This is a genomic window from Vibrio sp. 10N.247.311.12 (assembly GCF_041467515.1).
Classification (GTDB): domain Bacteria; phylum Pseudomonadota; class Gammaproteobacteria; order Enterobacterales; family Vibrionaceae; genus Vibrio; species Vibrio crassostreae_C.
Map to the genome: position 1 here is coordinate 132514 of NZ_JBFSUV010000003.1, position 18307 is coordinate 150820.

An 18307-nucleotide genomic window follows, 5' to 3' on the forward strand; every position below is an offset into this window, starting at 1 on the left:
TGAGTAAAAAGTGATCTCAATAGAGTTAAAATTCTAATTGTGAGAGGTTGGTGGCGAATATTTGGACGGATTTACAACGACAAGTTAATTAAGGTGGCAATCTTTGGGCTTAAGTGTCGACACTATTTCATGTTTGTGGGTAAACTCAGCTATAAAGAGGGAAAAACCCTCAGCTCTCATTTCACGTACCTTAAGTTGCGTAAAAAAAATATAAGAGATAAGCCTTATGTACCAAGACCTAATCAAAAGTGAATTGAACGAAGCTGCTGACGTTCTTAACAAGTTCTTGAGTGATGATCACAACATTGCTCAAATTGAAGCGGCTGCAAAACTGATTGCTGACTCATTCAAACAAGAAGGCAAAGTGCTTTCTTGTGGTAACGGTGGCTCACACTGTGATGCGATGCACTTCGCGGAAGAGCTAACAGGCCGATACCGTGAAAATCGCCCGGGCTACGCTGGCATTGCGATTTCAGACCCTAGCCACTTATCTTGTGTGAGTAATGATTTTGGCTACGACCACGTGTTTTCTCGCTATGTAGAAGCGGTGGGTCGTAAAGGTGATGTGTTGTTCGGTCTGTCGACTTCAGGTAACTCTGCCAATATTCTAAAAGCGATTGAAGCGGCTCAAGCGAAAGGCATGAAGACGATTGCATTGACGGGTAAAGATGGCGGTAAAATGGCGGGTTGTGCGGATATCGAAATCCGAGTACCACACTTTGGCTACGCAGATCGCATCCAAGAGATTCACATTAAGATCATCCACATTGTGATTCAGCTTGTCGAAAAAGAGATGGAATAATAGTTTTACAGACATTTGGAGCCCAGCTTTTTGGCTCCATTGGTTTTAATAGGGAGTAGATTAAACCATGTGTGAATTGCTCGGTATGAGCGCGAATGTGCCAACTGATATTTGTTTTAGCTTTACTGGTCTTATGCAGCGTGGAGGCAATACTGGCCCGCACCGCGATGGCTGGGGTATTACCTTCTATGAGGGAAAGGGTTTTCGTACATTTAAAGATCCTAACCCTAGCTGTGAATCTAAGATCGCTGAGTTGGTTCAAAACTACCCAATTAAAAGCCAAGCCGTTGTCAGTCATATCCGTCAAGCGAACCGTGGTGGTGTTAATCTAGAGAATACACACCCTTTTACTCGTGAGCTTTGGGGGCGATACTGGACCTTTGCTCACAATGGTCAATTAACGGATTACGACGATCTGATTAGTGGTCGTTTCAGACCGGTTGGCGAGACAGACAGTGAGCTCTCCTTCTGTTGGCTACTCAAACAACTTGAAGAGCGTTTCCCTGAGCCACCTCAAGATATGGAAGGTATGTTTCGCTTCGTAGCGGAATGTTGTGACCAGCTCCGCGAGAAAGGCGTTTTCAACATGTTGTTGAGTGATGGTGAGTACGTGATGACTTACTGTACTAACCATTTGTACTGGATAACAAGGCGCGCACCTTTTGGTAAAGCGAGCCTGATTGATGAAGATGTTGAGATAAACTTCCAAGAAGAGACTACGCCAAATGATGTGGTGACGGTGGTAGCAACTCAACCTCTTACGGACAATGAACAGTGGTTTAGAATGAAGCCGGGCGAATACGCACTGTTTCATTTTGGTGAGCTGATTGGCAACAACCATCAAGCGTTAGAAGATGTTGCTTATGCGCCGAAAAAGGTAGCGAGCCAAGCACCGACAGAGCCATTAAGCTAATGCTGTAGATCGTATTGCTTGAACCCGAACAAACGAAGGCCGCTTACTGCACTAACCAGTCAGTAAGCGGCCTTTTTGTTTTTCAGCAATTTGTTGTCTGAGAGTCGTTTGACGAATTACTCTTCTGCGTAACCGTGTTTACCTAATGCTTTACCGTCTAACACAGCCTGTCCATTGACCATTGATAAACGGTCTTCCGCGAACCACTTGCAGACCATAGGGTAAATGCAGTGTTCTTGAGTCAGCACTCGGCTTGCCAACATATCAGCATCATCATCTTCAAATACCGGCACCTTAGCTTGCAAGATCACAGGGCCGCCATCGAGCTCCTCGGTAACAAAGTGGACGCTAGTACCGTGTTCTTTGTCTTGCGCATCAATGGCACGCTGGTGGGTGTGTAGGCCTGGGTATTTCGGCAACAGAGAAGGGTGGATGTTGACCATTTTCCCTGCATAGTGACGAACAAACTCTGAACTCAGGATTCGCATGTAGCCAGCGAGTACGATTAAATCTGGCTGGTAAGCATCGATCTGAACCATCAATTCATGGTCAAACTCTTCACGTGAACCAAAGTCTTTTGGATTCACTGAATGTGCGCCAACACCTGCGGTTTTCGCTCGTTCTAATCCAAAAGCCTCTGCTTTGTTTGAAAAGACAGCCTTAACTGAAGCATCAATCATATTGTTATCACAGGCATCCAAAATTGCCTGTAAGTTACTTCCGCTTCCTGAAACTAACACAACGATGTTTTTATTAGAGTGACTGGTTTTATTTGAGTGATTGTTTTTCATAGAGTGGGTCATACGATTGATTAACTGAATTGTTTACAATGTACCTACATAAACTAAGGTTTTCTGCGGGCTAAATAGCAAAATGAGGACCATTAGGTCCTCATTGATTAACTAAGTAAGTGAGCGTATCACTTATTTAATTTCAACTTGCTCTTCGCCAGCTTCAGCGTTTGCGATCTCACCGATAACCCAAGCGTTTTCGCCTTCAGCTTTCAGTAGTTCAACAGCAGCGTCTGCTTGATCTTTAGGTAGAGCAACAACTAGGCCTACACCACAGTTGAAAGTGCGGTACATTTCGAATGTCTCCACGTTACCTTTCTCTTGTAGCCAGTTGAAGATAGCAGGCCATTCCCAGCTCTTGCCATCAATGACTGCTTTAGTACCTTCAGGAAGTACGCGTGGGATGTTTTCCCAGAAACCACCACCTGTGATGTGTGAGATAGCATGAATGTCATGCTCTGCAATCATCTTAAGCGCTGATTTGATGTAAATCTTAGTTGGTTCTAGTAGGTGCTCACCGATAGTGCGACCTTCTAGTTCTTCACTCTTATCAGCCCCAGAAACTTCTAGAACTTTACGAATTAAAGAGTAACCGTTTGAGTGTGGACCACTTGAACCAACAGCGATAAGTGCGTCGCCTGCTGCTACTTTAGTGCCGTCAATGATGTCCGCTTTTTCTACAACACCAACACAGAAGCCAGCTACATCGTAGTCGTCGCCTTCGTACATGCCTGGCATTTCAGCAGTTTCACCACCGATAAGTGCACAACCAGCTTGAACACAACCTTCAGCGATGCCAGAAACAACGTCTGCTGCTGTGTCTACATCTAGCTTACCTGTTGCGTAGTAGTCTAGGAAGAATAGAGGCTCACCACCTTGAACGATTAGGTCGTTCACACACATTGCCACTAGGTCGATACCAATGGTGTCGTGTTTTTTCAGATCCAAAGCAAGGCGAAGTTTAGTACCAACACCATCAGTACCTGAAACAAGTACTGGCTCTTTGTATTTCGTTGGAAGTTCACATAGGGCGCCAAAGCCACCAATACCGCCCATTACTTCAGGGCGACGAGTGCGTTTAACAGCACCTTTAATACGGTCTACTAGTGCATTACCTGCGTCGATATCAACACCAGCGTCTTTGTAGCTTAGAGAAGAAGTATTACCACTCACGGGATAGTCCTCGAACTTAAGTTGGATGTGAAAACGGCGCTATTCTAACAGGGCTTGAATATGAAGAGCAAACGTTTGCGCGGTTTTTTTTATTAGAATAAAGATTCTGAAATAACCTTAGAGTTCGTGTATAATTTACAGGTTTGTTTAAATATTGCCGGAGTTGGAAATGAAAGTTGTTGAAGTGAAACACCCGCTAGTAAAACATAAAATTGGCCTGATGCGTGAAGGTGAGATTAGCACTAAGCGTTTTCGTGAGCTAGCGACAGAAGTGGGTAGCCTTCTAACATACGAAGCGACATCAGACTTTGAAACTGAACGTGTAACTATTAATGGTTGGGACGGCCCAGTTGAAGTTGACCAAATTAAAGGTAAAAAAGTAACAGTAGTGCCAATCCTACGTGCTGGTCTAGGCATGATGGACGGTGTTCTTGAGCACATCCCAAGCGCACGTATCAGCGTTGTTGGTATCTACCGTGACGAAGAAACGCTTGAGCCAGTTCCATATTTCAACAAGCTTGCATCTAACATCGATGAGCGTATCGCTCTAGTGGTAGACCCAATGCTTGCAACGGGTGGTTCTATGATCGCGACTATCGACTTAATGAAAGAGAAAGGTTGTAAGCACTTCAAGATTCTTGTTCTTGTAGCGGCTCCTGAAGGTATTGCGGCTCTAGAAAAAGCGCACCCAGATGTTGAACTTTACACAGCTGCAATCGATGAGAAGCTAAACGACAAGGGTTACATTGTTCCTGGTCTTGGCGATGCTGGTGATAAGATCTTCGGTACTAAGTAATTCGGTTTCAGCTTAAGTGACTCTAAATCGTTTCTTAACTCGCTAAATTAGCCGTATTAATAAAAAGGGAGAGCATTCAATGCTCTCCCTTTTTTGATCTTGTTGGTTTGTGATTCTTTTGAATCTAGCCTTACCGACTCATTAATCGATTTGAGCTTTATCTACCACAGTGTTGTCACCTAGCTCTTCTGGAAGTACTAGGTTAAGTAGAATCGCAACGATACCGCACAAGCTTACGCCCTGTAGGCTAAAGTCACCGATACCAAAGGCCATGCCGCCAATACCAAAGACTAAAGTAATGCCCACAATCACAAGGTTACGTGATTTGTGTAGGTCAACATTGTTTTTGATTAGCGTGTTAAGACCCACTGTTGCGATAGAGCCAAACAGTAGAATCATGATTCCGCCCATTACAGGAACCGGAATCGTTTGAAGTAGTGCGCCTAGCTTGCCAACCAATGCAAGAACGATGGCTGTGACTGCAGCCCAAGTCATGATCACAGGGTTGAATGCTTTGGTAAGCATTACTGCGCCTGTTACTTCACTGTACGTAGTGTTTGGCGGCGCGCCCAGCATTGAAGCGGCAATTGTTGCCACACCGTCGCCAGTAATAGTGCGGTGTAAACCTGGTTTTTTAAGGTAGTCTTTACCGGTTACGTTAGATATCGCAAGCATATCACCTACGTGTTCAACGGCAGGTGCAATCGCGACAAATACCATAAAAAAGATAGCGTTGATGTTGAACTCTGGCGTTGTGAAGTTTGGCAGTGCTAACCAAGATGCTTGCGCTACTGGAGTGAAGTCTACCGCGCCGTATACCAAGCTGGTGATGTAACCCGCAACAATACCACCGAAGATTGGCAGTAGCTTAAGGAAGCCTTTTGAAAACACACTGATGACAATCGTCACTAACAGTGAAATTGAAGAGATCCACAGGGCAGCGTCTGCATCAACAAGCTGAACCGCACCATCGCCTGTCTTACCTAGCGCCATGTTAACCGCAACAGGCGCAAGGCCTAAACCGATAACCATGATCACAGGGCCAACCACGACAGGTGGAAGCAGTTTATGGATGAAGCCAACGCCACGAACTTTAATTAACGCGCCCATTAGTACATACACAACACCCGCCGCCATCAAGCCGCCCATGGTTGCACCAACACCCCAAGTTTGAATACCAAACATGATAGGCGCGATGAAAGCAAAAGAAGATGCTAAGAAGATTGGCACTGAACGGCGTGTAATAAGTTGGAATAAAAGGGTACCGATACCTGCGCCAAACAGTGCAACGTTGGGATCGAGTCCAGTCAGTAGCGGCACTAATACAAGCGCACCAAATGCTACAAACAGCATTTGCGCACCTTGCAGAGCATTTTTCATGTTATGTCCTTAAAAATGGTCGTTATATGAAAAGCGAAAAATAAAATTCGCGGGATTCTATCACTTGGCAATCGATTGCTACACCAAATAGATCAAATTTATTTATCTTAGTGATGTTTTATATCCATCTAAGCCCTAGAAATTCAGTTTATAAGTGAGCGATTTATCATGGTCAGGTGATATTTTGTGGTTATTAAACACAGTGGGCGCTATCGACCTTGCCCCTCAATCCATAGTTGCTTATCATCTAGGCACAAGATTTGAATATTAGGATCAGTATGCGCTACAAAGCATTGTTGTTGATGGGACTATTAGCCTCTCCGAGTTATGCCTTAACTCAAGTAGATATTTTTAGTGCTGAAGTTGCGATTAACGCTGAAGACAAACAGCCAGAACAAGTGGCAAGAAATACAGGTATGGAGCAGGTATTGATACGTGCGACTGGCCAAACTGATGTCGCTTCGAATGAGACGATTCAAAAGGCGATGCGCAAGAGTTCGCAGTACATGTCTCAAATGAGTTTTGGCGAAAGCAATGACCAATCAACATTGCGTATGCGTTTTAACGGTGCTCAAATCCGTTCTCTGTTGACTCAAGCACAGTTACCTTACTGGCCTGACACGCGTTCAAACATCCTTGTTTGGCTTGTGGAAGAGGACAACTACGACAAGAACATCGTATGGGAACACTCTAACTCACAGTTAGCAGCTAGCTTACAAGCGAACGCAAAAGAGCGTGGCTTGCCTCTAACGCTGCCTGTGGGTGACTTTGACGATATTACGGGTATTGCGACTTCTGATTTGTGGGGTAGCTTTGTTACGCCAATCAGTAAAGCGAGTCAGCGTTATCCTGTTGATGCTGTGTTGGTGATAAAGGCTCAATCTTCAGGCCTACGTTGGGCTCTATACGATCAAAAGCCAAGTCAATTGACGAGTGCACCAACATCGCCTGTAAGTGGTTCACTATCGGGTAACAGCGACACGACTTCTAAGAAGTTAGTTGACCAAATCAGTAACTACTACGCAGGCAAAAGTGCTGTGACGGTAGCGAGTGAGTCATCAGAATCGATTTTAACGCAGTTTATTAGCCTGAATAATGCTCAAGACTTCTTCCAGTTAGAGAACGCACTTAAGCGTCTAAACTCGGTGGCAAGCCTAGATATTCTGAAGATTCAGAACAACGAAGTCACTTTCCGAATTCACTTATTGTCGACTCAACAAGAGTTTGAGCAAGAAGTAGCAAGTATTCGCCAAGTTGCGAAGGTTGAAGAATCTTACATTGAGCCTGAAGTGAGCCCTGAATTTGAAACTCAAGACAACACAATGTCTGTAGGTGATGATTCAACAGACGCTGCTGAAGTCGTTGGTGACGAAACTGACTCAGGCGTACAAGTGATTAAGGGCAACGAGGTATCTGAGGATGCTGAGCTAACGAATACGCCTGACGCAACGTTAGAGGATTCTAGTACAGAAGATCTAACCATCACTGCGCCAGTACATGCTAAGCCAAGCTTGGTATACGAGTGGGTTCGCTCATAATTGTCAGCTGACATGACTGATTGAAATGAAAACTTGAAAAAAGCCCTGCAAGAGCAATCTCGCAGGGCTTTTTGTTTGTAAGCGGTCAGTTTAAAAGCATGGGCTCAATATTATTGCTCGAACTTAGCTTTCTCTCTCTTTTCTACTTCAGAAAGACGCTTCAACTTGATGCCTAACTCTTTGGCTCTAAAGCGAGTAAATAAGATATTGCCCGCGAAACCTAGAGTCGTCAGAAGCAGTTCTACAGCCGCTAATAAACGTTCACCATCGTCTACATACAAGATAGTTAATGCGTGTAGGAAATAGAGCATCAAGACGAAATTTGCCCATGCGTGCGTATAAGGTTTTCCTGCTAAAATGCCCGGTAATGGCAATAACAGCGGGATAGCCCAAGCAATCGCCAGTGTGACATTACTGAGATGAGGGTGCGGTGAAAGCGTCATCTGCCAAGCCACCACCCAGAATAAAAGCGACAAGTTGCCCGCTAAAGCAAGGTAGCGAAATAGCTTGGTTTTGGGAGACATAGCCTTCTCTGGCATATACATCATTGAGAAATTCCCTTCTGATTTATTGCGATGCGCGCTAGGCGTTTACCTAGGTTTTGCGCCAACTCAATCTCTTCTTTGCTAAGTGAAGCGCTCTCTCCAGTACTGCTTGCACCATAAGGCGTACCACCAGTTTGAGTGGTGTGCAGCGCCGGTTCTGAGTAGGGGATGCCCACGACTAACATGCCGTGATGAAGCAGGGGCAACATCATGCTTTGTTGTGTTGTCTCTTGACCACCATGCAATGATGAAGAAGAGGTAAATACACAACCTGGCTTATCGATGAGATCACCATTGATCCACATTGATGTCGTGCTATCCCAAAAGTGCTTCATTGGCCCGGCCATGTTACCAAACCAAACCGGACTGCCTAGCGCCAAACCATCACAAGATCGAAGCTCTTGTAACGAGGCAATAGGATCGGTTGGTTGATAGCGTGAATCAGGCTGCTCTTCTACCGTGTACACGTCGTTCACCGTTCTTAACATGGCTTCACAGTTTGGGATAGACTCAACCCCTCGTGCAATCTGCCTTGCTAGAGCTTGTGTGTTGCCGTGGCGGCTGTAGTAAAGAACAAGAATGTTAATGCTCATATTGGATTACAGAATCTCTAGCACTTGCTCTGGTGGACGACCAATTTTTGCTTTGTTGTTCGCGACAACGACTGGGCGCTCAAACAGTTTTGGATTGGTTGCCATCGCGGCGAAAAGATCTTCATCAGTAACTGAAGCATCGCCAAGGTTTGCTTCTTTGTAGTCCGCTTCTTTGGTGCGCATCATGTCGCGAACACTGTCAAAACCAAGCTGAGTGAACAGTACTTTCAGCTGTTCAACTGTTAACGGAGTCTCCAGGTATTTGATGACCTCTGGCTGTACGCCGTTTTCCTGAAGCACTTCTAGAGTTTGACGGCTCTTTGAGCAGCGTGGGTTATGATAAATCACGACAGACATGGTTCTTCCTCATTATTATTTTTGATTTAATTGCTTAGCTGAAGCCACCATATGTGACTTCTTTTTTGTGTAACGTTGAGCTTTCTTTTTATTCTGGTAACGAGCTGTTACCAGTAAACACTCTATTGTAGCGACAAGAAGCGCTCTCGTTGAATCATTAGCTGATCAATTCGAGCGTCGTAGCGTGCTTGTTTTAGGCTTCCTAATTCTGCGATTTGGCTTGCTTGCGTGTAGTACTGAATCGCTTTGTTCCAGTTGGCTTGCAGTGCCAAAATTTCTGCACGAGCAGCCAGTTCTTCGTCGCTATTACCAAGGCTCGTATTTACTTTTGAAAGTAAGTGCCAGCCATTGGTGTCATTCGGGTTATCGTGCGTGTAACGCTGCAATACGCGAACCGCTTCTTGAAGATCTTCATTTTCAATCAGTGCGTTGGCGTAGTTAATGGTCAGAACCGGGTTGTTTGGTTGACGAACCAGTGCCGATTTAAGTTCTTTAATCGCAATCTCAGGCTGCTTCTTCTCGATGTGCAGATCCGAAATAGCATCTAGATAAAACAGGTTGGTTGGATCGCTGTTAATCAGCTTGTTCAGGATGGGCTCTGCTTTGTCTAATTTTTTAGAGTCTAGGTAAACCAGTGCTTGGCCATATTCTAATGACGGAACCAAAGCTTTAGGGGCTTTCTTTAGCTGACGCTCAAACCAATCAAGAGCAGCATCATTATTAATGCCAGCATAGCGCGCAACAATGCGGGCTCTTGCTAGGTGGTAGTCCAGAGAGGGAGCCAGTTTCAGTGGCGGGTAACTACGAGCACGAGCACGTGAATCGGTAATTCGGTCTTCTGGTAATGGGTGAGTCAGTAGCATTGGCGGTGGTGTGCTCGCATAGCGATATTCATCAGCTAAACGGCCAAAGAAACGTGGCATCGCATTCACATCAAACCCAGCTTTTGCTAGCGTGTTGATACCAAAGCGGTCGGCTTCTTTTTCATTACTACGGGTGTAGTTGATTTGGCTTTGCATATTACCCGCAGTCGTTGCCGTTAGGGCTGCAATGCCGGCTTCAGGAGCTGCAATTGCCAGTAATACAGAGGCTGCTAGCGCTGCAATGGTTGCTGGAGAGCGGCGCGCTTGGTCTTCCATACTACGCGCTAAGTGACGTTGGGTTACGTGCGCGATTTCGTGCGCTAATACAGAAGCTAATTCACTTTCAGATTGTGCATGCAGGAATAGACCTGAGTGCAAAGCAACATAACCACCAAAGAAAGCAAAGGCGTTGATGTTGCGGTCACGGATCATAAAGAACTGGAAAGGTGTCTTTACATCATTTGCGTTCGCGACCAGACGATGGCCAAGAGTATCAATATATAGATTTAGAACTGGGTCGTTTACGATAGGCTGGCTACTTCTGATGATGCGCATGTAGGCATCACCATAGATAAGCTCTTGGTCGATAGTGAGTGTGCCGCCAGCAGCGGTACCGATATCTGGTAGCTCCAAACTATTGGTATTCGCCATAGTTGGGGTGCTTAATGTAGCTGCGATGCATAAGCAAGCAATTGAGCGAGCGCGTTTAAACATATTAGTCAGTAATACTCCGTTTCTTCTGACAGTAAGACAAGTGCAATGGAAATTGGTTCTTTATCTGATTTAACCTTTGCCAAGTGCGTGCGCTATCATGAAGGAGGATGAATGAATGATGGCGCGTTTTCAAAAACAGATTACAATACGACCCTTATAATAAGCATCGAGCTCAAGAATGACACCTAATATTCTAGATTTACGCCAAGAGCGCTGTCCAATGGCGCTATTATTAGCCAAGCGTCACAGTGTAAAGTTAGAAGTAGGGCAGTCATTGTCAATTTATGTGTCTGATAACAGTTCGATGAAAGATATTGTTACTTATTTGTCTAAGCAAGCCTATGACGTCATCACTGAGGTTTGCTCTAATTACCATCATCTCCTCGTCACTAAAAAGGAATTGCAGTCAGATGCTTGAAATGGTCAATCGTTGGTATAAACGACGTTTCTCTGATCCCCATGCTGTCAGTTTGGTTGCCATCATTCTCTTCGGCTTTATTACGATCTACTTCTTTGGTCACCTAATTGCACCACTCTTGGTTGCGATTGTGTTGGCTTATTTGCTTGAGTGGCCTGTTACCCAACTTCAAAGACTCGGTGTTCCAAGAACGCCTTCGGTGATGTTGGTGATCATGATGTTCTTTAGCCTGATGTTGCTGGCGCTGTTTGGTTTAGTGCCTACCATTTGGGAGCAAGTGGGTAACCTCATCAATGATATTCCAAGTATGTATGGCGGCTTACAGAAGTTCATCGCGACGATTCCTGAGCGCTATCCTGAGTTAGCAAACTTGCAGATCGTTGAATCGATTGTGTCTAACGCGAAAAACAAAGCATTAGGCTTTGGTGAAAGTGTTGTTAAAGGTTCTTTGGCTTCTCTTGTGAGCTTGGCTACGCTTGCGGTTTACTTGATTCTTGTGCCGCTGCTGATCTTCTTCTTATTAAAAGATAAAGAAGAGATGATCAGCATGGCGAGTGGCGTGTTGCCTAAAAACCGTCGTCTAGCGACCAAGGTTTGGGTTGAGATGAACCAACAAATCTCGAACTATATTCGCGGCAAGGTCCTTGAGATCTTGATCGTCGGTGGTGTCAGCTACGTGACCTTTGCGATTCTAGATTTACGTTATTCAGCTCTGCTGGCTGTCGCGGTTGGCTTCTCGGTACTGATTCCTTATATCGGTGCGGCGGCTGTGACTGTTCCTGTGGCGATTGTAGGCCTGTTCCAGTGGGGATTAGAACCTCAGTTTTACTGGTTGCTTCTCGCTTACGGTATTATCCAAGCGCTAGATGGTAACGTGCTCGTTCCTGTTCTTTTCTCTGAAGCGGTGAACCTGCACCCAGTGGCCATTATTGTTGCCGTGTTAGTGTTTGGTGGACTGTGGGGATTCTGGGGCGTGTTCTTTGCTATCCCGTTGGCAACGTTAGTTAAGGCGGTTTGGAATGCCTTACCGAGTCACGCATTAGACGATGACCCCGAACATCAAAAGTAATTGATCTTGTTATAGAAAAAGGCCGAACATCCATGATGTTCGGCCTTTTTGCTCTTAGCTTAATAATTAGCTTAATGAGTGTTGCTATTGCCTTAGAAAGTGATGAATCTAAGTCATTAACTCACTCAAATCGCCCTTAAGCTTCTTGATTGAAGTAATCTAGAACCACTTCGTGGTGAGTCTTAGTCTTGAACTTGTTGAAGACATGTTCAATCTGACCTTCTTCATCAATTAGGAAGCTAATACGGTGCAGACCGTCGTAGATTTTACCCATGAATTTTTTCTCGCCCCAAACGCCAAACTGTTCAGCAACGCTATGGTCTTCATCAGATAGCAGTGTGAAGTTTAGAGATTTCTTTTCAACGAAGTTTGGTAGGCGTTTTACTGGGTCAACACTCACACCTAGAACAACCACGTTTAGGTCATCAAGCTGTGTTTTGATATCACGCAGGCCTTCCGCTTGCACAATACAACCTGGAGTCATTGCTTTAGGGTAAAAATAGAAAAGTACTTTTTTACCTTTGAAGTCACCAAGAGATACGATATTGCCATCTTGATCTGGAAGAGAAAAAGCAGGTGCTGGAACACCAGCCGTTAGCGTATTCATGACATTTCCTTTTTAAAGACTGTTTTTGATAAAGTTGAGCGAGCCTTGGACTGATAGGCTCTGACACAGCGAATCGAATTCTTCTTGTAGCTGCATCAAGTTACATTCTGATTGCACAGAAGCGGTAATAGAGATATGGAATTGGTCGTTGTCGAGTTGAACCTTAGATTTATTGATGGTTCGTGCACTTAACGAATCGAGGCCGATGTTTCGGTCTGCGAAGAACTGGGTAAACTGCTCAGTAAGTCCGATTTTATCGTCTGACTCAACGAACACCTCTACTGTGTAAGAGTTCTCAATAACATCATGAGTTGAGGTTCGCTTCATAATCGTAATCAAGTCGTGCTCTTGTCCAAGCAAGGGCAAGGTGGTTTCAACGCGGGTAATGTTGTTTGCCTTTCCAGACAGCAGCATGATAAGCGTAAATTCTTCGCCAAACAGGGCGATACGGCTATCAATAATGTTACAGCCTGATTGGGTGACTAAATGAACCACTTGGTTGCATACACCTGGGCGATCAGTGCCCACAGCTGTGATTACTAGATGTTGAGTCATAAAATCACGTCTCTTTATATTCCATTGATTCATGCATGTTAGCACAGTTAGCTCGTGGAATAAGCGTGCGTGCGGGGCTTTTTATGTGCGACCTTGCTTCGAACATGCAACCAATGATAAGAATATCGAGCGCGTTAAAAAATGAGATAGAGCGATGAGAGCACAGCTTACTTGTTACTGACATCCAGTGATGTGCTATCCGCTAGATTGAGTGCAGGTTACCCAAATTCTAGGTAGAACGCCGTTAGAAGTCGTTTTACCTCAAACATACGACAATATTTAATGCAGATGTTGCCGGTAAGCCACTTTAATGTCTTGTGTTTATTGATTGGCTTACAGTAACATGCAAAAAGAATAAATTAAGGGAGATAGACATGTTTTCAGGAAGTATCGTTGCGCTAGTTACGCCATTTAATACAGATGGTGAAGTGGATTTCGACAGCCTTAAAAAGTTAGTTGAGCACCATATTGCTGCAGGTAGTGATGGTCTGGTTGCGGTTGGCACAACAGGTGAGTCTTCAACACTCACTATTGAAGAGCATGTCAAAGTCGTCAACAAGATCGTTGAATTTGCTGATGGTCGTATTCCCGTTATCGCTGGTACAGGTGCAAATGCAACTCATGAATCTGTTCTATTCAGCCGTTTGTTGAATGGTTCTGGTATTGCTGGTTGCCTGAGCGTAACGCCTTACTACAACAAACCGACTCAAGAAGGTTTGTACCAACACTACAAAGCGATTGCTGAAGTCAGTGACGTTCCACAAATTCTATACAATGTTCCAGGTCGTACTGCGGTAGACTTGTTGCCAGAAACGGTTGCTCGTCTTGCTGAGATCGAAAACATCGTTGCACTGAAAGATGCGACGGGTGATCTCGACAGAATTGCAATTCACCGTGAACTTTGTGGCGAAGACTTTATCTTACTAAGTGGTGATGACTTAACAGGCCTAGAATTTGTTAAGCGTGGTGGCGATGGCGTGATCTCTGTAACGAACAATGTTGCAGCCGCTGATATGGCAACCATGTTCAAGCTAGCAAAAGAAGGTAAGTTTGAAGAAGCGGAAGCGATCAATGAGCGTTTGATGCCTCTACATAAGAATTTGTTCGTTGAGTCTAACCCTATTCCCGTAAAATGGGCGGTTCATAAAATGGGTCTGATTGCTGAAGGTGGCTTACGTCTACCGCTGACTGAACTGTCAGAGCCAGCTCAACCTGTTGTTGCTCAAGCAATGACTGAAGCGTGCATTTACTAAAACGTATGAAGTGATGCCGAAGCGAACCTTCGGCATTTAGGAGTATAAATGAAGTATTCTCACCAGCTAGTGATTGGGTCACTGGCTGTTTTCGTTCTTACAGCATGTTCTGGCAACCCGACTCAACGTCGCCAAGCCAAAGATGATTTCGAATACTTAGAAACACCTGAGTTTTCACAATGGCAATTGCCTGTAGATGCTCAGCCTCAGTTCTACCCAAATTTTGACATCCCAAGCGGTGAATTCAGTGGTGGTACTGGTCGTGAAGTGGATATTCGTCCACCGCAACAGGTTCTTGAACTGATCCCGGGTGCTCGTGCTGAGCGTCAAAACGGTGAAGTGACACTATGGCTTCTTCGCGCAGAAGAGGCAGACCGCGTGTGGCAAACGGCTGTAGATATGCTGGCTCAACGTGGTATTGGTATTCGTGAGCAATCAGAGAATGAGATTGAGACCGATTGGGTAACTTGGGTTTCTGAAGATGAAGACGTAGAGATTGGTAGTCGTTACTCTATCTCTCGCTTCCAAGCAAACAACCGTCATGGCTTCAAGATTAATCTGATTGATTGGCGTGAAGGTACTGAAGAGAAAACAGTAACGGCAACCAATAAAGAGCGTTACAACGCGTTCCTGACCAACCTAGTTATGGCTAAGTACGATGAAAACCTTCGTGCTGAAGCGGCGCTGAAAGCGCAAGAGTTGGTGAAGCGTATTCCAATTTCAATGGGTGCTGACCGTAGTGGTTTCCCTGTGATTATTGCTCGTACGCCATACAATGTATTCTGGCAGCGTCTGCCTAACTTGTTGCCTGAAATGGGCTTTGAGCTTGAAGAACGCAATCAATCTCAGGGTACGGTGAAGGCGAAGTACGCAGCACCAGATGATGAGTTCTGGGAAGAAATTGGCCTACAGCCTATCGACTTAGCGCCAGGCACTTACAACTTCCTATTTGGTGACCTTGGCAACCGTACGTCAATCAACGTAACGGATGCATCAGGTAAGCCAGTAGAAGAAGAGCTGCTTAAGTCTATGGTTCCGGTATTAGCGCATATTGCTGACCAAACCAAAGATGACAAAGAAGCGAAAGCTGAGTAGTCATTCAAGCCGTCACAAGCTGAGTTAAATCAGCCTTGTGATTAGCAAAAGCAAATAAAAAAGAGGACACACTGTGTCCTCTTTTTTATTGTATTCGTTGTCATCAGGCTACATTGGTCAATCAAAATTGGTCAATCAAGCTGATTAGCCAAAGCAAAAGGCTATGCGTCTTTATTGTCTTTGGATTCTTCTTTTTCAGCTTTCTCTTGGTTAAGTTTATCCGAGCGATTGAGCTTATCTAAATCTCGCTCAGTTTTACCACGCCCCGTCAGATCCATATTGGCTGTCTGTTTGAGCGCTGCGATGTTACCCACAACAACGCTAACTACGATGATGATGATAACCCAAGGGTTTGTAAGCCACTCCAACATAAGCGCTCCTAATGACTGATATTCGCTACGAAGCGTGCATAGATCTCGTCTAGCTGCTCCATAATAATCTCATACCCTAATACTGGCTTAGATTGGAGTTGCTTGCCAAGTAAAGTCGGAGATAACTGTGATAAACACGACTCCGATACTTTGCGATGGCTGATATGCCATGGTTCGATCGCCACACCACCCAAATCTTGGCTGTAAGGAAAGAAGAAACCAAATTGTGCAGCATGAACTGATAGCCATTGGTAAAACGATTGCTGGTGGCCAGTAAGGTATTCCCATGGTTCTAATTGCAGATGTATGCCTTCAGGTAAGTGGTTACGAGCAAAGACATCGAAGTCACAACCCCAATGATGACGACTCGCGCCGGGAAGCGCAGACCATCTCAGGATAGCCGATAGCTTTTGTTGTTCGGTCAGTTTTGAAGCATCAAGAGGTTGGCTTTCTGAATCTAATATCGGAGCTTCGCCAGAAAACTTACGGTTCCAAATCAGAGATTGCCTTTCATAGTCGCGAAAGCCACTGGCAATCTCCATTTTAAAACCAGCGAGCTGAGCAGCTTCAATCAAATTATTCAGGTCATTCTTAACCTCACTGTGGACCAAGAAGGTCTTGGTGCCGATCAGGCTAGGCTCTAGATGAGAATCTGATTGTCCGGTAAGCTGCTCTGGTGTCATAACGAGTCTCTCAATAATTGGATGCTATGAATCGCTGATGAAAGACTATTTAGCGAATAGGTTCACTAATGTTCTTTCGTACATGTCAGTTAGCTTTTCTAAATCGGCTACCTTCACGCATTCGTTAACCTTGTGAATCGTTGCATTCACAGGGCCTAGTTCAACCACTTGTCCGCCCATACGTGCAATAAAGCGACCATCAGATGTACCGCCAGTCGTTAGCAGTGCTGGTTTCACATCATTGACGTGACCCACTGCATCAACAATAGCATCAAGCAGTGAACCTGCGTCTGTTAAGAACGGGTCGCCATTGAATGTCCATCTTAGGTCGTATTCGAAATCATACTTGTCGAGTGTCGTTGTGATGCGCTCGACGATGATGTCGTTGCTTAACTCTGTACTAAAGCGTAGGTTAAACTGAACATTAAACTCACCAGGGATCACGTTTGAAGCACCAGTACCCGCACTCACATTTGGAATTTGGAAACTGGTTGGCGGGAAGTAATCATTACCTTTATCCCACTCAGTTGTTGCTAGCTCATTAATAGCAAGCAGAGAGCTGTGTACTGGGTTGTTTGCTAGGTGAGGGTAGGCAACATGACCTTGTGTGCCTTTAATCGTTAGGTCGCCAGTGATAGAGCCACGACGGCCGTTCTTCACGACATCACCCACGAACTCAGTGCTCGATGGTTCACCAACGATACACATATCGATGTTTTCACCGCGCGCCATTAATGCTTCAACAACACGTACAGTACCGTTGATGAAAGGACCTTCCTCATCTGAAGTGATCAGGAAACCAATTGAGCCTGTGTGGTCTGGGTGTTTGGCAATGAACTGCTCGACGGCAACAATCATTGAAGCCAGAGAGCCTTTCATATCAGCAGCGCCACGGCCATGTAGGAAACCGTCTACGATAGTCGGTTCGAATGGCTTAGTGTTCCACTGTTCGATTGGGCCTGCAGGTACCACATCAGTGTGACCAGCAAAAGCAAACAGAGGCGCTTCAGTACCACGACGAGCCCAGAAGTTGGTCGTATCTTCAAATACCATCACTTCGATTTCAAAACCGAGTGCTTTTAAGCGTTCAATCATCAGGTCTTGGCAGCCTGCATCTTCTGGTGTTACCGATTGACGGCTGATTAGGTCTTTTGCCAGAGCCAAAGTTGGGCTATCTGTCATCCTTGAATTCCTTGTTTAAATAAAACGTCTAGTCATTAATTTTTAGGCGCTGATTCACTGATCAACGTCCTGTTGTCTGTCTATGTAAATACAACGATCTAAGCAAAAATAGCCGCGTATTGGTCGGCTTTAAATCCGATGTGAAGCTTACCCTCAACTTTTAAGATTGGGCGCTTGATCATTGCAGGTTGTTCAACAAGCAAAGTCACCGCTTTTTCTTCTGTTAGGGTGTCTTTCTGTTCTTGAGAAAGTTGGCGATAAGTCGTACCACGTTTGTTTAGCACAAGCTCCCAACCTAGCTCAGAGCAGAAGCTTGTTACTAGCTCTTCTGTGATGCCTTGTTTGCGATAATCGTGAAATTCGAACTCGATACCTTCAGCTTCGAGCCATTTCTTTGCTTTTTTAATGGTGTCGCAATTTGGGATACCAAACATGGTGATAGTCATTATTCTTCCTTTGAGTGATTTTATTTCATTGTTATGAGTTGAATCCTATCAGGAAGCAGCAACTCAGACAAAATAGAGTGATGAATATTTCATAGAGTGAAAAAAAAGCGTAAGAAAATGTCACTATTGGAGACTTATTGATCAGCCTCAACATGTTGTCAGC

21 protein-coding genes are annotated in these 18307 nt (G+C 44.9%); 8 read left to right on the top strand and 13 right to left on the bottom strand.

Features of this window, described 5'->3' with window-relative positions; genetic code table 11:
• The first annotated feature begins 226 nt into the window (after positions 1-226).
• Positions 227-802, top strand: a complete 576-nt coding sequence (lpcA, locus tag AB6E30_RS02975) for a D-sedoheptulose 7-phosphate isomerase (protein WP_017063379.1) — start codon at positions 227-229, stop codon at positions 800-802.
• Positions 803-869: 67 nt separating this feature from the next.
• Complete coding sequence (locus tag AB6E30_RS02980) at positions 870-1715, top strand: class II glutamine amidotransferase (RefSeq protein ID WP_065583986.1); 846 nt, start codon at positions 870-872, stop codon at positions 1713-1715.
• 116 nt (positions 1716-1831) lie between these two features.
• On the opposite strand, the gene purN is transcribed toward AB6E30_RS02980, so the two are convergent.
• Both purN and purM read right to left on the bottom strand, forming a co-directional pair.
• Entirely contained in the window at positions 1832-2506 is a 675-nt protein-coding gene (gene purN, locus AB6E30_RS02985) for a phosphoribosylglycinamide formyltransferase (protein ID WP_372102571.1), read from the bottom strand.
• Between the two features lie 132 nt (positions 2507-2638).
• A complete protein-coding gene (gene purM / locus AB6E30_RS02990) occupies positions 2639-3679 on the bottom strand; it encodes a phosphoribosylformylglycinamidine cyclo-ligase (RefSeq protein WP_008222945.1) in 1041 nt (346 codons plus the stop codon).
• 169 nt (positions 3680-3848) lie between these two features.
• Between purM and upp the strand changes: the two genes are divergently transcribed.
• Positions 3849-4475, top strand: a complete 627-nt coding sequence (gene upp, locus AB6E30_RS02995; protein ID WP_004738627.1) for a uracil phosphoribosyltransferase — start codon at positions 3849-3851, stop codon at positions 4473-4475.
• Between the two features lie 141 nt (positions 4476-4616).
• On the opposite strand, the gene AB6E30_RS03000 is transcribed toward upp, so the two are convergent.
• On the bottom strand, positions 4617-5855 hold the full coding sequence (locus AB6E30_RS03000) for a uracil-xanthine permease family protein (RefSeq protein WP_017060715.1): 1239 nt from the start codon (positions 5853-5855) through the stop codon (positions 4617-4619).
• Positions 5856-6133: 278 nt separating this feature from the next.
• On the opposite strand from AB6E30_RS03000, the gene AB6E30_RS03005 reads away from it, so the two are divergent.
• Complete coding sequence (locus AB6E30_RS03005; RefSeq protein ID WP_372102573.1) at positions 6134-7393, top strand: DUF2066 domain-containing protein; 1260 nt, start codon at positions 6134-6136, stop codon at positions 7391-7393.
• A gap of 110 nt (positions 7394-7503) precedes the next feature.
• Here the strand turns inward: AB6E30_RS03005 and AB6E30_RS03010 are convergent, their stop codons facing one another.
• From AB6E30_RS03010 to AB6E30_RS03025, 4 genes are all read right to left on the bottom strand, one after another.
• Complete coding sequence (locus tag AB6E30_RS03010) at positions 7504-7941, bottom strand: DUF2069 domain-containing protein (RefSeq protein WP_017060713.1); 438 nt, start codon at positions 7939-7941, stop codon at positions 7504-7506.
• Entirely contained in the window at positions 7938-8531 is a 594-nt protein-coding gene (gene wrbA / locus AB6E30_RS03015) for an NAD(P)H:quinone oxidoreductase (protein WP_017060712.1), read from the bottom strand. Before wrbA ends, AB6E30_RS03010 begins: the two co-directional genes overlap by 4 nt.
• 6 nt (positions 8532-8537) lie before the next feature.
• Complete coding sequence (gene arsC / locus AB6E30_RS03020; protein WP_017060711.1) at positions 8538-8888, bottom strand: arsenate reductase (glutaredoxin); 351 nt, start codon at positions 8886-8888, stop codon at positions 8538-8540.
• Positions 8889-9010: 122 nt separating this feature from the next.
• Positions 9011-10465: a M48 family metallopeptidase gene (locus AB6E30_RS03025; protein ID WP_017060710.1), complete on the bottom strand. Its 1455-nt coding sequence runs from the start codon at positions 10463-10465 to the stop codon at positions 9011-9013.
• 178 nt (positions 10466-10643) lie between these two features.
• Between AB6E30_RS03025 and AB6E30_RS03030 the strand changes: the two genes are divergently transcribed.
• Together AB6E30_RS03030 and AB6E30_RS03035 are read left to right on the top strand one after the other, a co-directional pair.
• Positions 10644-10883, top strand: a complete 240-nt coding sequence (locus tag AB6E30_RS03030) for a sulfurtransferase TusA family protein (protein WP_017060709.1) — start codon at positions 10644-10646, stop codon at positions 10881-10883.
• A complete protein-coding gene (locus AB6E30_RS03035) occupies positions 10876-11952 on the top strand; it encodes an AI-2E family transporter (protein WP_017060708.1) in 1077 nt (358 codons plus the stop codon). The genes AB6E30_RS03030 and AB6E30_RS03035 overlap by 8 nt, the downstream gene beginning before the upstream one ends.
• Positions 11953-12088: 136 nt before the next feature.
• Here the strand turns inward: AB6E30_RS03035 and bcp are convergent, their stop codons facing one another.
• Positions 12089-12559, bottom strand: a complete 471-nt coding sequence (bcp, locus tag AB6E30_RS03040) for a thioredoxin-dependent thiol peroxidase (protein WP_017060706.1) — start codon at positions 12557-12559, stop codon at positions 12089-12091.
• A gap of 12 nt (positions 12560-12571) precedes the next feature.
• Positions 12572-13114, bottom strand: coding sequence for a glycine cleavage system protein R (locus AB6E30_RS03045; RefSeq protein WP_017060705.1), 543 nt, complete (start codon positions 13112-13114; stop codon positions 12572-12574).
• A gap of 374 nt (positions 13115-13488) precedes the next feature.
• Between AB6E30_RS03045 and dapA the strand changes: the two genes are divergently transcribed.
• Positions 13489-14367, top strand: a complete 879-nt coding sequence (dapA, locus tag AB6E30_RS03050) for a 4-hydroxy-tetrahydrodipicolinate synthase (protein WP_017060704.1) — start codon at positions 13489-13491, stop codon at positions 14365-14367.
• A 48-nt stretch (positions 14368-14415) separates the two neighbouring features.
• Complete coding sequence (gene bamC, locus AB6E30_RS03055; RefSeq protein WP_017060703.1) at positions 14416-15462, top strand: outer membrane protein assembly factor BamC; 1047 nt, start codon at positions 14416-14418, stop codon at positions 15460-15462.
• A 161-nt stretch (positions 15463-15623) separates the two neighbouring features.
• Here bamC and AB6E30_RS03060 read toward each other — a convergent pair whose 3' ends face one another.
• The 4 genes from AB6E30_RS03060 to AB6E30_RS03075 form a co-directional block, all read right to left on the bottom strand.
• On the bottom strand, positions 15624-15833 hold the full coding sequence (locus AB6E30_RS03060) for a DUF2897 family protein (RefSeq protein WP_017060702.1): 210 nt from the start codon (positions 15831-15833) through the stop codon (positions 15624-15626).
• 8 nt (positions 15834-15841) lie between these two features.
• Positions 15842-16516, bottom strand: a complete 675-nt coding sequence (locus AB6E30_RS03065; RefSeq protein ID WP_017063385.1) for a M15 family metallopeptidase — start codon at positions 16514-16516, stop codon at positions 15842-15844.
• Between the two features lie 45 nt (positions 16517-16561).
• Positions 16562-17698 carry a succinyl-diaminopimelate desuccinylase gene (gene dapE, locus AB6E30_RS03070; RefSeq protein ID WP_017060700.1) on the bottom strand — a complete coding sequence of 379 codons (1137 nt, stop codon included), beginning with the start codon at positions 17696-17698 and terminating at the stop codon, positions 16562-16564.
• Positions 17699-17796: 98 nt separating this feature from the next.
• Positions 17797-18144: an ArsC family reductase gene (locus AB6E30_RS03075; RefSeq protein WP_017060699.1), complete on the bottom strand. Its 348-nt coding sequence runs from the start codon at positions 18142-18144 to the stop codon at positions 17797-17799.
• Positions 18145-18307 lie beyond the last annotated feature (163 nt).